This window comes from Rhodococcus sp. IEGM 1318 (genome assembly GCF_033142465.1).
GTDB classification, from domain to species: domain Bacteria; phylum Actinomycetota; class Actinomycetes; order Mycobacteriales; family Mycobacteriaceae; genus Rhodococcus_F; species Rhodococcus_F qingshengii_B.
Genome location: NZ_JAWLSC010000024.1, coordinates 24,529 through 38,959, shown reverse-complemented (window position 1 = coordinate 38,959; position 14,431 = coordinate 24,529). Strand labels below are relative to the sequence as shown.

Annotated in this window: 11 protein-coding genes and 1 pseudogene; 3 read left to right on the top strand and 9 right to left on the bottom strand. The window is 59.3% G+C overall.

From position 1 onward, the window contains the following. Positions 1–956: 956 nt before the first annotated feature. Complete coding sequence (locus tag R4P65_RS31350; RefSeq protein ID WP_317829439.1) at positions 957–1,358, bottom strand: MerR family transcriptional regulator; 402 nt, start codon at positions 1,356–1,358, stop codon at positions 957–959. Positions 1,359–2,156: 798 nt separating this feature from the next. Between R4P65_RS31350 and R4P65_RS31345 the strand changes: the two genes are divergently transcribed. Next, a complete protein-coding gene (locus R4P65_RS31345; RefSeq protein ID WP_317829437.1) occupies positions 2,157–3,080 on the top strand; it encodes a glycosyltransferase family 87 protein in 924 nt (307 codons plus the stop codon). 42 nt (positions 3,081–3,122) lie between these two features. Here the strand turns inward: R4P65_RS31345 and R4P65_RS31340 are convergent, their stop codons facing one another. The 6 genes and pseudogenes from R4P65_RS31340 to R4P65_RS31315 all read right to left on the bottom strand — a co-directional run bounded on the left by R4P65_RS31340 (position 3,123) and on the right by R4P65_RS31315 (position 9,883). After that, on the bottom strand, positions 3,123–4,664 hold the full coding sequence (locus tag R4P65_RS31340) for a SulP family inorganic anion transporter (protein WP_317829436.1): 1,542 nt from the start codon (positions 4,662–4,664) through the stop codon (positions 3,123–3,125). A gap of 577 nt (positions 4,665–5,241) precedes the next feature. After that, positions 5,242–5,646: a DUF1992 domain-containing protein gene (locus R4P65_RS31335; RefSeq protein WP_317829435.1), complete on the bottom strand. Its 405-nt coding sequence runs from the start codon at positions 5,644–5,646 to the stop codon at positions 5,242–5,244. A gap of 98 nt (positions 5,647–5,744) precedes the next feature. Next, positions 5,745–7,163: an MFS transporter gene (locus R4P65_RS31330; protein WP_317829434.1), complete on the bottom strand. Its 1,419-nt coding sequence runs from the start codon at positions 7,161–7,163 to the stop codon at positions 5,745–5,747. 254 nt (positions 7,164–7,417) lie between these two features. Continuing rightward, the gene (locus R4P65_RS31325; RefSeq protein ID WP_317829438.1) at positions 7,418–7,660 is read right to left on the bottom strand and encodes an AMP-binding enzyme; all 243 of its coding nucleotides are present in this window, start codon (positions 7,658–7,660) and stop codon (positions 7,418–7,420) included. 234 nt (positions 7,661–7,894) lie between these two features. Then, positions 7,895–8,994 (bottom strand): annotated as a pseudogene (locus R4P65_RS31320) (AMP-binding protein); the annotation flags it as partial. Positions 8,995–9,139: 145 nt separating this feature from the next. Next, positions 9,140–9,883: an AfsR/SARP family transcriptional regulator gene (locus R4P65_RS31315; protein ID WP_317829433.1), complete on the bottom strand. Its 744-nt coding sequence runs from the start codon at positions 9,881–9,883 to the stop codon at positions 9,140–9,142. A gap of 324 nt (positions 9,884–10,207) precedes the next feature. Between R4P65_RS31315 and R4P65_RS31310 the strand changes: the two genes are divergently transcribed. Both R4P65_RS31310 and R4P65_RS31305 read left to right on the top strand, forming a co-directional pair. Then, complete coding sequence (locus R4P65_RS31310; protein WP_317829432.1) at positions 10,208–10,891, top strand: TetR/AcrR family transcriptional regulator; 684 nt, start codon at positions 10,208–10,210, stop codon at positions 10,889–10,891. A 31-nt stretch (positions 10,892–10,922) separates the two neighbouring features. After that, positions 10,923–12,425, top strand: a complete 1,503-nt coding sequence (locus R4P65_RS31305; protein ID WP_317829431.1) for an AMP-binding protein — start codon at positions 10,923–10,925, stop codon at positions 12,423–12,425. Here R4P65_RS31305 and R4P65_RS31300 read toward each other — a convergent pair. Beyond that, positions 12,409–12,777 carry a nuclear transport factor 2 family protein gene (locus tag R4P65_RS31300; protein ID WP_317829430.1) on the bottom strand — a complete coding sequence of 123 codons (369 nt, stop codon included), beginning with the start codon at positions 12,775–12,777 and terminating at the stop codon, positions 12,409–12,411. The genes R4P65_RS31305 and R4P65_RS31300 overlap by 17 nt on opposite strands. Next, positions 12,770–14,368: a phenylalanine aminomutase (D-beta-phenylalanine forming) gene (locus tag R4P65_RS31295; protein WP_317829429.1), complete on the bottom strand. Its 1,599-nt coding sequence runs from the start codon at positions 14,366–14,368 to the stop codon at positions 12,770–12,772. Before R4P65_RS31295 ends, R4P65_RS31300 begins: the two co-directional genes overlap by 8 nt. Between the last annotated feature and the right edge of the window lie 63 nt (positions 14,369–14,431).

The window sequence follows — 14,431 nt, the reverse complement described above, 5'->3', positions numbered from 1 at the left end:
GAACACCGAGAAGGAGAGATCGGAACAACTGCATGAAAAGCGGAAACGAGTCGGACGAGAGCATCAAGTTTCGATGCGATTCCACACATCGTTGGAGCCACCACATAGATCGTCTGAAATAGGCGCCATTCAAGTGCCCTTGAACAACGTCGCGTGGGCGGTACGCCGAGACCCTCACCAGGGCTCAAATCGCCTTACAGGCCCAATGCTCCTCAACATCGACCATCTCGCAACCCACCGATTCGATATTCCTCAGCCCACCGCATCAGATTGGCAACCACCGTGATGCGGCGTACCTGGCGGGTCGGTGACGTGGACGCATCCGAGCCGCGGTGCCGCCCGACGCAAGCATTTCGCGCGGCGCACCTCGCGCCGCCCACCCAAGGAAAAGGAGTCGGACATGACCTCAGAAAAGAAAGGTGGAGAGGTTTCACGCAATACTGGATACGGCAATGTTCACGACAGTTGACGATGCGAGCAGGCTGATCTGTAGGCTAATGACCCTACGCGTCGACGAGTTCGATGACACCTTGCCGTTTCTCGCTCCCGCGAACTCACGCATCATTTCCCGTACCACCGCGAGATCCGCAGTCAACCTACCGTTCAACGCACCAAACATATCCGTATCACCCACCGGCACAGCAGATTTCACTACAACCTACAACAGTATGGCTAGCCACTGGCACACGTCGCTCGTGCCGCGACTCCCACAGGACCACCTGAGCGGCGCCGATCGACGTCAGCGCTTCTCGGACGTCCAACTTCGCGAAGCGAGGTTCGGGAGCTCCCCACGGGTCGAGCAAACTCGATGCGAGCGACCGTCACCATAGGCCAGCTTTGCCGGATAACCCAACATCAAGCGCACAAGGCCAGTTCAACCAACAGGGGTCACCCGGCAGAGCCTCAGTCCACCTGACGGAAGTCCGCTTCATAGATGCGCGTTTGATGCGCTCGAGTCATGAAGAATCCGGCGATGAAGAATCCGAGGTCGTGCTCCGTGCTGCGAGCAGGTCGGTCAACTCCTCGGCGTACGCCAACTGACGGCGCAGCGTGGTGCAACTCTCGGCGGCCTTGCCGTGGCATTCATTGATGAAGGCTTCCGCCTCGGAGCGCTGTTCCTCGGTAGCCAAGTCGTCGTTGAGGACGTCGAGCGCATCGAGCAGCCCTTTCATTTCGGTGAGCGTGAATCCGAGCGGTTTCATACGCCGAATGACCAGCAGGCGTTCGACATCGGCTTCGGTGTAGAGACGGAAACCGCCGACACTTCTCTCCGAGGGGACGACCAGTCCGACGTCGTCGTAGTGACGCACGGTGCGGATGGACAACTCGGTGCGGTGCGCGACCTGCCCGATCTGCATATGTATTCCGTCGTCGCCACTCACCGGTGCACCTCCACGTCCGTCTACACGCCTTAAATCACGGGACGCGTGTTCCGCCCGCGCTCGGTGACCACTCTAGCGAGCATCCGCATTCTCCCTGGCGGTGAGCACTCGGCAGATCGACTCGTCCCTGAAATTCTGTGCACGCATGTCGTCGATGAACTGGACTATCAGCGGCGGCGAGGGTCGAGTTCCCTCGGAAGAAAATCGATGACGACTTCAGAATTTCGTTGGCTTCCTTGAGGTCTCGGTTCTCACGCTCGAGATCTTTGATGCGTTGTAGTTCCACAGAAGTAGCACCGGGGACTTGGTTGGCATCAATCTGGGCCTGCTTGGCCGAAGTTCCGCAGCGATTCGGCACCGATACCGAGTTTCGGGCCTATCACCTGACATGCGGAGTAGACGGACCATATTCGTCGAGGTGGTCGAGGACCATTCTGACGGCTCGCTCACGCTGCTCGGGTGGGTAATGCTTGGGCATGATCTGCATCCTTCACAAAACGGATGCGGCATCAAACCCTGCACGGTTCAAGTAGATTTGCGCCCTGGAGTTGATCGCCGAAATCTGCGGAACTCGTCCGTTACCTGTGCCATCCCTGACATCACCCCCTGGGGTCCTTCGCCTGGCCGTGTGTATCGCTTTTTCAATGGCGGTGGTAGCGGCGAACTCGGGTATCGCCGTAAGCGGGCATTTGATGGTTCTGTTCATCTTCACCCGATGATGTGGAGTGATCGCTTGTCCTGCAGGCGATATGGACATCGATCAATATCGAGTTGGTGTGGTGGATCTTGAAAGTCGTACTGCGCCAACTGTCGATACCGCGGCCTTCTCTCGTGGCAGTGGCACTAGCGGGTGTGGCGCTGGTCCTCGAGCCGGTGCGCTCGAATCTCGGGTTCGGTCAGGTCAACATCGTGTTGATGGCGTTGGTCGTCGCCGATTGTTGCGGCGCCCTGCCTCGCAGATTCAGGGGAATCGGCATCGGAATTGCCGCGGCGATCAAGATCACTCCTGCTGCCTTCGTGCTCGTCCTGCTTGTGCGGCGAGACTTACCGTCGATCGCCCGCGCCCTCGGCGCGTTCTTGGTCACCGTCGGCATCGGTTTCGTGTTTCTCCCCAAAGAATCGGCATGGTTCTGGGCGACGGAGTTCTTCCGCAGTGATCGCGGCGGTGCGCACGAATTCTTCCGCAACCAAGCCGTCACCGGACTGTTGGCCCGGCTCGGGGCCGACGGGGTGTTCAAGGACGCGATTTGGTTGCTGATCGTCACCGTGATCATCCCCGCCGCAGCCTATGCGGGGCACCGCTTCACCCGCAGCGGAGAATCTGTCCTCGCACTCGGCGTCGTCGCGCTGGCATCGCTGCTCGCGGCACCGATCGCTGTCACTCACCACTGGGTGTACGTCATCGTGCTGATACCCCTCGGGGCGGCGCCGCAGTACCGATCGTGGAGGCCACTCATCGCCGTTGCCGTCGCAGTTTTCACGATCGGCCCCTATTTCGTCCTGAGGTGGACGTTTCCCGGCGGATGGGCTGACGAAGTACTGCAGCAGGTAATCGGAAATGCTCAGCTCCTGACTGCGCTCGTTCTCTTCGTGTGCGCAGTGCGTGCCGCCGCGAGCCGTGACCGCACCAGCTCTGGTGCAGCCCCCGCATCCTCATCCGATCAGGATGCGGAAGAGGCCGTCCCTTCCCCCGCGTGAGCAGGTGAAGAAACGGCCCCTTCGGGTGAGGATAAGCTGGCGTCAGTGGCCGCCGCCGAGCTTGCCTGAGAGCCGATCCAAACGCTCGAGGCTGGCGCCGTCGAGGCCGATGATCTCGACGTGTTTCCCCTTCGCTTCGTACTTGTGCTGGATGGCATCGAGAGTGGCGACGGTCGAGGCGTCCCAGATGTCGGCACCGGTGAGGTCGATGATCACGTTCGCCGGATCGTCGACGTAGTCGAACTGGTAGACCAAATCGTTGCTCGAGGCGAAGAACAGCTCACCGGTGACCCGGTAGACGCGAGTATCGACCAGGCCGTCCTGGTTGGTGTCCGCTTCGGCAACTTTTTCCACGTTCGTCAGGTGTGCGACGCGGCGGGCGAACATCACCATTGCCGTCAACACACCCAAGATCACACCGATCGCCAGATTGTGAGTACCCACCGTCGCAGCGACCGTCACCACCATCACCAGCGTCTCACTCTTGGGCATCAGCCTCAGAGTGCGCGGATCGATACTGTGCCAATCCATGGTTCCGACCGAGACCATGATCATCACCGCAACCAGAGCGCCCATCGGAATCAAGGCGACGACGTCACCGAGCCCGACAACGAGGATCAACAAGAACACCCCGGCCAGGAACGTCGAGATGCGGGTGCGAGCACCGGAGACCTTCACGTTGATCATCGTCTGCCCGATCATCGCGCAACCGCCCATGCCGCCGAAGAAACCGGTGACCAGATTCGCCACACCCTGCCCCCAGCCTTCGCGGGTCTTGTTCGAGTGCGTGTCGGTGATGTCGTCGACCAACTTCGCCGTCATCAACGATTCGAGCAGACCCACCAGCGCCATCGCCAGCGCATACGGAGCGATGATCGTCAGCGTCTCGAGATTCCAGGGCACGTCGGGGAAGAACAGCGACGGCAGGCTCGAGGGCAGTTCGCCCTCGTCCCCGACGTCGGGGACGTTCAACGCGAACACCACCGTCGCCACAGTCAGGAGCACGATCGCTACCAATGGCGCCGGCACCACGGAGGTCAACCGGGGTAGGAAAATCATCACCAGCAACCCGATTCCGACCATCGGATACACCAAGGCGGGAACACCGAGAAGGTGTGGCAGCTGCGAGGTGAAGATCAGAATCGCGAGCGCGTTGACGAAACCGACCATCACACTGCGAGGAATGAAACGCATCAACTTGGCGACACCGAGAACACTGAGCACCACTTGGAAAATGCCTGCCAGGATGACGGTGGCGATGAAGTAGTCCATCCCGTATTCACGTGCAACCGGCGCAATGACCAGGGCTATCGCACCTGTCGCGGCAGAGATCATCGCCGGGCGACCTCCGACGATCGAGATGGTGACCGCCATCGTGAACGAGGCGAACAGCCCGATCCGCGGATCGACCCCGGCGATGATGGAAAAAGAAATCGCCTCAGGGATCAACGCGAGCGCGACGACCAATCCGGCGAGGACTTCGGTCTTGAGTCGTTGCGGCGAGCGCAAGGCCGCGCGTACAGATGTGCTCGCTTCCCCCGCTTCTCGTACCGCGGGGACCGTACCGCCCGTGTTCTGGGCCATCACATTGCTCCATCCGACTCCGCACACGTCCGAGCGCGGAATCAATACGTAATTTTCAAGGCTGCAAACGCCTACGAATCGGATCTACCTGTGCACACCACCACCGCGCTCGGCAGCGCACAAACACAGCGGCACTCTACCCTCACAAGAGAGTAGAGTGCACGATGGAGGTTTTGTTAAGAAACTGCGTGAAGGCGCCGATCAAGATTGCTCGACTGCTGGCGAAAATCAGTGCCCGAGAGAGATGAATCCATAGCCCTCTCGGTTCCGCATCGCCTACTCTCACCAGATGGAGCTGAGTTGTTTGGCAACCGGTTAGCCCAACCGATTGCTGGTTCGTGTCCCGCCACTGGGAATCAGTTCGTGCCGGACGACGTTCGGGGATGCTGCGGGCCAGTAGTTGAAAGGCAGTGATTTCTTCGCTCGCGTTGGCTTTGTTTCCCAGAACTATTCCAGAACACGCCGTGAGGTCGGTCTACTGCTTCCTTCCATTCGAGCCGGCGTTTGACCTGGATGAGAATTCGATCCGCCACTGACGAAAACACCGGACTTTCTTCTCCACCTCCGGGGGCATCTTTCAGCGCAGCGAACCGCCTGCACGCCGCGAAGCGAGTATCTCGTCGATGTCAACAAGCTTAATTGTCAGATGCACCCCTGGCTGCGGGTTGACGCGGTACGCTCGGATCTCTTTGTTGATCTCCTGAACGATTTTTCGGGCTTCCAAGTCAGACCGGGCTTGTAGCGCCCGGCGGGACATGTCGGTGACACGTTGTTTCAGATCGTCAACCATGCTCGGGTAGCGGAGGCCTTCGGCTGCCATTTTCTTACGGATCCACCAATTTGGACCATCTAGTGCCGAATCGGCAGGGATGGGCTTTCCGGATCCAGAGAGGTCGTCAAAATGACCCCTCTCTTGCGCTTTCCTAATTTGCTGTTCCACCCATGATTCGAACGGCAACTGCGGCGGCTTGCGTTCAGTCATAAATGTCTCTTCTCATCCGGTTCTCATCAGACTCGACAGCCCGCGGCACAGGTCGAACAACGGCCCCCGGGTGTCTTTCTTGCTCATTCCCATGAGCCCTATTCGGGCCGATCCCGTTGCGGCGGTAAGGCCAACGCAGCGAACGCCGTCACGATCATGATTGCCGCAATGGCGTAGAACGCACCGTTATACGAGGCCAGAAGGTCGTCCTTGTCGAGACTGCTCGTAGCTGCATAAGTGACCAGGACGGAGAGCCCGAGCGCGCCGCCGATCTGTTTGGTGGTATTCATCAGCCCTGAGGCAGCACCCGCGTCGGCGGCGGGGATTCCTGAGGTGACAGCAGCAGTGATGGGAGTGTTCAGTATTCCACTCCCGACGCTGAAGATGATGGCGGGCAGAAGGATTCCCTGCACATAACCGCTGTCGGTATCGAGTTGGGCTTGTAACCAGAATCCTGCAGCAGCCACGATCGATCCGGATGCAATGAGAAAGCGGCCGTCAATTCTGCCCATCATCCAGGGAGTCAGCCCCACCCCGATAGCTATCGCGACAATGGTATGAGGCAGAAAGGCCAGACCTGTTTGTACGGGGCTGTAGCCGAGAACATTCTGCATGGACAGAGTCAGGAAGTACCACATCGGGTTCAGGCATGCTCCAGCCAGCAGCATGATCACATTGCCGATGGAGACTGCCCTGTTCCGAAAGATATGCAGCGGTATCAGAGGTGACGATGTCACCCATTTTTCGACGACGACGAAAGCGATCAGGAGCGATACGCCAATCGCAATGCCAGAGATGGTCGAGTTTGCCGACCAACCATCATCTGCAGCCTGGGCGATACCGTAAGCCAAGGATCCGAGACCTGCTGTCGCCAAGACTGCTCCAGCGAAGTCCAGTCGTGGACGCGGCCCAGAGGGACGATCAGCGGCAATATAGCGAACAGTCAGCAGCACTGCAGCCATCCCGATCGGCACATTGATCAGCAGCGTCGACCGCCATGTCAGATATTCTGTGAGGATACCTCCCACCAAATTTCCTGCTGTGCCGCCTGCGATGCCCACCGCTGTCCAGGTGGCCAGTGCACGAGTGCGGCGGGGGCCTTCGGGGAATGTGGCGGTCAGAATAGTCAGCGTCGCTGGAGCGAGGATTGCAGCACCCAAGCCTTGAACCGCCCTGGCCACGACGAGAAGAGACGCCGAATTTACGAGGCCACCGGCGAGGCTTGCTCCGGAAAACACTGCCAAGCCGATCAAAAAGACCCGTCGGCGCCCGAGAAGATCCGCCAGACGGCCACCGAGCAGCAGGAAGCCCGCAAAGGTCAATGCGTAGGCATTCACTACCCATGCCAGTCCGCTGGCGTCGAATCCAAGGCTGTCTCGGATGGAGGGCAGCGCAACATTCACTACCGAGATATCGAGAACAACCATGAACTGCGCGGCGCACATCACCGCCAACGCCAGCCCGTTCGAGCGGCGTTGGATTAACTGCGGAGGTTCGGTGGTCACACCACGAGACATGGGTCAACTCCTCAACGTGGTACATTTGTATCTAATACATATGTACCATATGAGGTTGGGCGGTCGACGGCAAGCGATTAGGTGATGCGGCGAGCGCCTGCGACCAAGTTCTTCAACCAGATGATTACGGCTGGGACCCGATGCGGACGAGTTGCAGGGTCCTCGCTATACACGGCAACGAACCGCGATCCTGGGCCACTGCGAGCTCGGTGCTCCTCGGACCAAACTCGCGAGCGATGGCACCTGCCATCTAGTCAGATTCTTAACGAGTTGCGGATTTCGGCCTTCAAGATCTTTCCCGACGGATTCCGCGGCACACTGTCCACGAAATACAGTTGCGCCGGGAGTTTGTACCGAGCCAGATTCACTGAGGCATAATCTCTTACCTCACGCAGAGTTAGTTGGGCTCCCGGGGCAACCGAGACGACTGCGGCGACGGTTTCTCCCCACACGGCATCCGGTACCCCGACGACTGCAACGTCGGCGACGCCGGGCATCCCGGCCAGGATGCGCTCCACTTCGGCGGGGTAAATATTCTCTCCCCCGCTGATTATCAGGTCTTTGAGCCGATCAACGATATAAAGATAGCCATCGGCGTCGAGGTATCCGATCTCTCCGGAATGAAACCAGCCCTCGTTATCGAAAGCCTCCGCGGTCGCTTCCGGGTTCCGCCAGTATCCGGGGGTGACATTGGGACCTCGAACTACCACTTCGCCGGGAACGCCCGCGGCGACCGGCTCGTCGGTGACACGATCAACTACACGCACTTGTGTATGCGGCATTGCCAAACCGGCAGATCCTGCCTTCAATCGGGTCAGCTCGATCGGTAGATGAGTGGCGAATGGTGCGGTCTCGGTCAACCCCCACGCCTGCTGTAAGTATATGCCGTGAGCGGCGTACAAGTGAATCAGAGATGGAGCCACAGGCGCAGCTGCAACGACAATCGTGTGCAGCGCCGAGAGATCCACGCTAAATATATCCGGCACCCGGCTGAGCGCCGCCAGCATGGACGGAACGGCAAACACCGAGTTGATCTGGTAATCGACAAGATCGTCACGGAATTGCTCGGCATCGAATTTCCTGCGTAGTACGACTGTGCCCCCGCGCACGAGTGTTCGCAAGACGAAGCTGTTCAGCGCCCCGATATGAAATAGGGGGCCGTTGCATAGGTGACGTCTTGTCGTCGAGTGTCGATCCGGGAGTCGACATTGACCGAGTTCCACCACAGGTTGCCGTATGTCAGCACAACGCCTTTGGGGAATCCTGTAGTGCCGGAGGTATACATCAAAATGGCGGGGTCATCGAACCTCGCATGGTAGACGCCGGCGCTGGGGGAAGCTTCGGCCAACGCGCGCGACCAGCGCAGCCAACCAGGAACGGGCGCGTCGGAGGCTACCGGGGAATCGGTGTCGATGAGCAGCAAGATTTTCAAGTCAGTGCGTTCGCGCACCGCGTCAGCCGACATGCGGTGTCCTGCCTCGCAAACCAGGGTGCCGGCGCCACTGTTTTCGAACACGCCCTCCAGCTCCGAACCCGCCAGGCGGAAGTTGATCGGGACGAACAACGCACCTATACGAAAACTGGCCAACATCGTAATCAGCAGCGCTGGGCTGTTCAGACCGAGATAGGCGACCCGATCCCCTTCACCAACCCCACGCTCGATGAGGACGGCGGCCAACCTCGCCGACCGGTCCTCGAGTTCGTGGTGGGTCAAGTCACCGCCGCAATAGCGCACTGCCACTCTGCCACCGAAGTTGCTGCTGTTTCCCGACACGGCAAGGGCCGGATTGATGTTGACGCTTCCACCTGCGTTCGCCGGGTGACCAAACATCATGCTGCCCTTCCTGAAACCGAACAGCCATCGCTGGCCGGGCTAGATCGACGACCACCCCGCGTACACGAGGTCCGAACCGCTTAGCGTTTTGTCGCGCCCGACGACAGAACCTCTCCCGCCGGTCAGTTGACTTCAGACCCGTTCAGGCCAGTTGAGAGTCATACGGTGCGTGTTCGTCCGCACCTTCGAGTATTTGCATGTGCAATCGCCGGAACGACTGTGACGGGTCGATACCGAGTTCGTCCCGCAGTATCCGGGTCAGCTGGGCATACACGTCCAGCGCCTCACTACGACGACCTGTTTTCGCCAGAGCGGTCATGAGTTGATAGTAAAACCCTTCCCTCAGAGGGTTTCTGGCGCATTGCTCGTACAACTCGACGATGACTTCACTGTAACGGCGCAACATGAGTTGCGCCTCGATGACCAGTTCGTGAGTTGCCATGATCTCCTCACCAAGTCGCACTGCACTCCCTCTGAGTAGCTGCCCTTGCCTCACGTCCGCCATGGGTGCTCCGCGCACGATGTTCAGCGCGTGACGCCCAAAGGAGAGAGCGTCCTCCGCAGAAGTCCTCAGATGTGCTTTCGCATTGTTCACCAGCACTCGAAAACGCACTACATCAACATCAATAGCAATGTCCGACAGCAGGTATCCTGGCGATTCCGTCCTGACGACTTCCCCCGCGACACAAGAGCCATCGAGGGCTTCCACGGCTTGCCGGAGTTGATAAACGTAAGTTTGCATCGTGGTCGTGGCACTGCGGGGCGGCTCTTCTGCCCACAGTTCGGCGACCAACGAGTCCTGCGTGATCACCGTCCCCGACCGCAGGGCCAGCACTGCGAGCACTTGGCGGACTTTGGGGGACAACGACACTTCCTCCGCGCCCATACCCAACCGGACCGGGCCCAACAAACGCACGGCAAGTCCCGCAGGCTCTGCGGTCAGACCTCCATCGAGAACCTTCACATGTGCCTCCAGCACTCATCCGACTCCCGATCGACTCTGACCGGAAAATGACGTCATCAATTCGCTCGGACTACGTACTAAAACCAGGGACACGGCAGCAAGCGCTAAACGCGTCCCGCCCGAGATGGCGATTCATCCTGGTGTCCCCCGACTTTGAAAGAATCCACCCTTGCCCACCCGAGTAGATACATCTGTACCATCTACGGTTGTATCATAGATAGTCATACCCCGCAGGAGGAGGCCACTGTGCCGCGCACACCTGACCACACCGCACGACGGGCAGAGATCGCCGAGGCGCTCGTTCGTGTCGCCAACAAGGACGGATTGCACGCGGTCACGATGCGATCGGTGGCGGCTGAGGCCGGAGTGTCGCTGCGACTGGTCCAGTACTACTTCACCAGCAAAGAACAACTACTGATCGGCGCCCTCCAACACCTCGAGCAACGCAGCCACGACCGGTGGGCACAGCGTCTGATCGGACTCGGAGACCCCCCACCCCCCCGCGCGATAATCGAGGCCTTCCTGTGCGAAGCACTGCCGACCGACGAACCCAGCCGCATGTTTCACCTCCTGGGTATGTCCTACGCCGTCCTGGCGATGACCAATGCACAAATCGCTGAACAACCATTCGTCAGTGGCATAGACAAACTCGAACACCAACTCGTTGACGCGCTCCAACGAGCGGCAGACAACAACGAGCTCGTATCGGACAGTGACGTCACGATCGAGGCCGAGAGATTGGTGACCCTGGTCAACGGTCTCGGCACAAGCATCCTGATCGGCCAGCGTTCTGCGGAACGCGCTGTCGAGGTCATCAACTACCACTTGGATCGACTTTTCCGCAGACCTTCCACAGAGCCCGTCTCATCGCTTCCCGATCCGCCCGGCCACAGTAGTCGTTCAAGTCGACGTTCGATGAAAGCTCGATGATGTCTCGACGACAATCATCGCTACTAGAGACATGGACTCGACGCCAGACGAAACGACAACGCTGTGCACCATTGTCGATCGAGTTGTCCAGCGCGGGGATGGCCACACTCCCGCCATCTGGGCCGAAGACGCGCCCGTAACCTACTCCGAGCTACTGACGCTTATCGAGGCCGCGGCCTGGCGTTTGTGCGCTCTCGGGCTTCGCCCGCAAGAACGGGTGGTGTTCGAACTCGACGACTCGATCGAGCTGGTAGCAGGCTTCCTCGGCGCGATTCGGATTGGAGCCGTACCCGTACTTCTCAACCCCCGGGCGGCACTGACTGGCTACGCGATCGAGCACAGTGACGCCCGGTTCCTCGTGACTGAACACGATTCCTCCGACAACGAATTCGCCTGTGAAGTAATCACCGGCGCCGAACTGGTCTCGCTCCCCACGAACGTCCTTCCTCACAGCCAACCCGTAGCTGTTCACGGCGAAGATGCCGCGTTCTGGCTGTACAGCTCCGGATCCACCGGCCATCCCAAGGCCGTCGTTCATCTACATCGCGGTATTGCCGGGTCCTGTATCAACTATGCCAGCCAGCTCCTCGACCTTCAGCCTCACGACGTGTGTTTTTCAACCGCGAAGCTGTTCCATGCCTACGGGTTAGGGGGTGGGCTTCTGTTTCCTCTGTGGCACGGTGCATCCGTCGTACACCTTCGAGGAAAACCCGGGCCGGGGAGCATCCTCCACACCATAAAATCGTTCGACGTAACAGTGCTGTTTTCTGTTCCGTCCCTCTACAACGCGGTCTCCCGCCACGTCGACGACCGCGCGAGCATCGCGTCGCTCCGGCGATGTGTGTCCGCAGCGGAGCCTCTAGCGCCCACGGTTTGGGAGCGGTGGTGTGAGATCACCGGCATCGAGATTCTGGACGGAGTCGGCTCGACAGAAATGCTGCACATCTACTGTAGTAACCGTCCCGGCGATACTGTGGTGGGATCTGCAGGCGTCCCAGTCCCCGGATACGAAGTGCAACTACGTCCTTGCACCGACGATCCAGACGAAGAACACGCACCCTTGGAGATGTGGGTGCGCGGACCCAGCGCCTTCGACCGATACTGGCGTAACCAACAAGCTACCCGGGCAGCGTTCTGCGGCTCGTGGTTTCGCACGGGCGACTGCTTCGATGTCCGCGACGGACGTTACTGGTATCTGGGCAGGGTCGACGACATGATGAAGATCGGCGGGTTGTGGATCTCCGCGAACACCATCGAGTCATGTCTGGCTGCGCATCCAGACATCATCGACAATGCCGTGGTCAGCGCGAATACAGGCGGCCTCAACCGGATCAAAGCCTTCGTGGTGCCCCGGCAACCAGTCCCGCGCGAGAGCCGCAATTCGGTGATTTCCGAACTCCGCATCTGGTGTGCTCACGAACTACCTGCCGACCATATACCGCACTACTTCGAGTTGGTCGATGCGCTTCCTAGAACACCTGCCGGGAAGATCAGGCGCTTTGCGTTGCGTGGAACAACTACTGCGGGGCGATAATTCGGGTGACGTGGATCGAATGAATCCGAGCATCGGCTACGGACACGGAGAAGCGGAACGCTCCCGTAGCCACGGCGGTTCCATTTCTCCCGATCTGTTCTTGGTGTGCAATGACGATTGCAGCAGCAGACCCCAGGGCGACGACCTGCAGATCCTTGAGTTCGAAGCGCGTCAGTTTGACCGCGCCCGATCGATGCTTCTCGATCCATTGATCTCTGGTTCGCACCCATCCCATGGGGCCTACTCCGACGAAATCTTCGCCGAAGAGGTCACTGAGTACGTCAGTGTCGCCGCTCAGTTCGGCCCGGCGCCACCGCTCGATCAAGTTCAGGACTTGTTGCCGATCAACCATCAACGCCGCCGGCGGGCAGCGTGATGAACGCTCCGACCTCGTCACTGAGCAAGAAGTCTGCGATCTTCTCCAAATGGTCGGTGAGGGTGACATCGTGGTCGAGATAGGGCACGATTTCGCGCACTCGGTCGTAGAGGGGTCGCGTCCACGAGCTCATTCCGTCGACGCCCCGGATGTCCACTGCCTGGCAGGCACACAACAATTCGAATGCTACGACGTACGTTGCATTGCGCAGGATCTCCCTGGCGCGACGTGCGGCCACGAACCCGAAGGAGACGATGTCTTGGAAATCTGCTGTGGTCGTAAGTGATTGGATGGACATCGGCACCGTCAGCGCGCGGTTTTCCGCTGTCACCGACGCGGTCATGAATTGCCCACCCATCAATCCCAGACGTAACCCCGGATTCTCTTGACACAAGAATGCAGGTAGCCCGTTGCTGTTGGATTGATCCAGGAATCGGTCTACGCGCCGGTTCGCGAGATTTGTCACTGTCGTCAGCGCTATCCCCAGATGGTCCATGGACATGGCGATGTACTGGCCGTGGAAGTGCCCGTTGTGAAATGCCTGCTCAACATCGGGAAGGACAATCGGGTTGTCACTGGTGGAGTTCAGTTCATTCTCGATGGTTGTACCGATCCAATCGAGACTGTCGAGGACCGGCCCTAGGATCTGCGGCGTGCATCGTATGGAGTAGGCATCTTCGATCGCCATCTTCTCACTCCCGGGGTGAGGAACAGATCGTCCCTCACGGCGAGCAGTCAACAGTGCCTCGATGTCTCGTTCTGAGCGGGCGAGGCCGGAATCTCCAAGACCACGGTAGATACGTTCAGCCGAGGATGCCTGTCCCCGATGGGGTTTGACGGTGTGAACCTCGGGGCGGAACGGATCGACAATTCCTGCCAAACCTTCGATCGACAGAGCGGACACCACGTGATAGATATCGACGAGCTCTCGGGCCCTTTGGTATGTCAACAACGCGATGCCGACCATCCCAGAGGTGCCATTGATCATGGCCAAACCTTCTTTGTAGCTGAGTTTCACGGGCTCGATCCCTGCGAGGTGCAGAGCTTCTGCTCCGTCGACAATTCGACCGTCGAGATACGCCTTCCACTTTCCGATGCTGACCATCGCGACATACGCCAAAGGCCCGAGATCTCCGCTGGTCCCCAGCGATCCCTTCTCCGGGATGCAAGGAACGATCCCTGCGTTCAGTATGTCCAGATAGGTGCGGAGATTGTCGGGTTGAATGGCTGAATTGCCCAGTGAGAGCGAGACAACTCTGCTGATCATGATGGCGCGAGTCGTCTGCTCGTCGAGGTAGGCGCCAACGTTGGTCGCGACTGCTTGGATGAGGTTCTCTTGGAGCTGTTGGGCGTCAGCGGCCGGAACGAAGCGGTCTGCGAACCCGCCGACGCTGGTAGTGACGCCGTATATGATCCGTCCGTCCGAGACGAACCTGTCGAGAAGTTCTCGTGAGGCAGCTACGCGCTTCCATGCACTGTCGTCGAGATCGACGCGATGGTGATTGCGGGCTGCGTCAGCGACTTGGTCGATCGTGACTCGTTTGGACAGTTCTATGGTCAGTGCCATTGTCGGGTCGCCTTTCATCGAGGGCAGAGATGGTATGGCGGGACTACAGTGAACGATGTACGG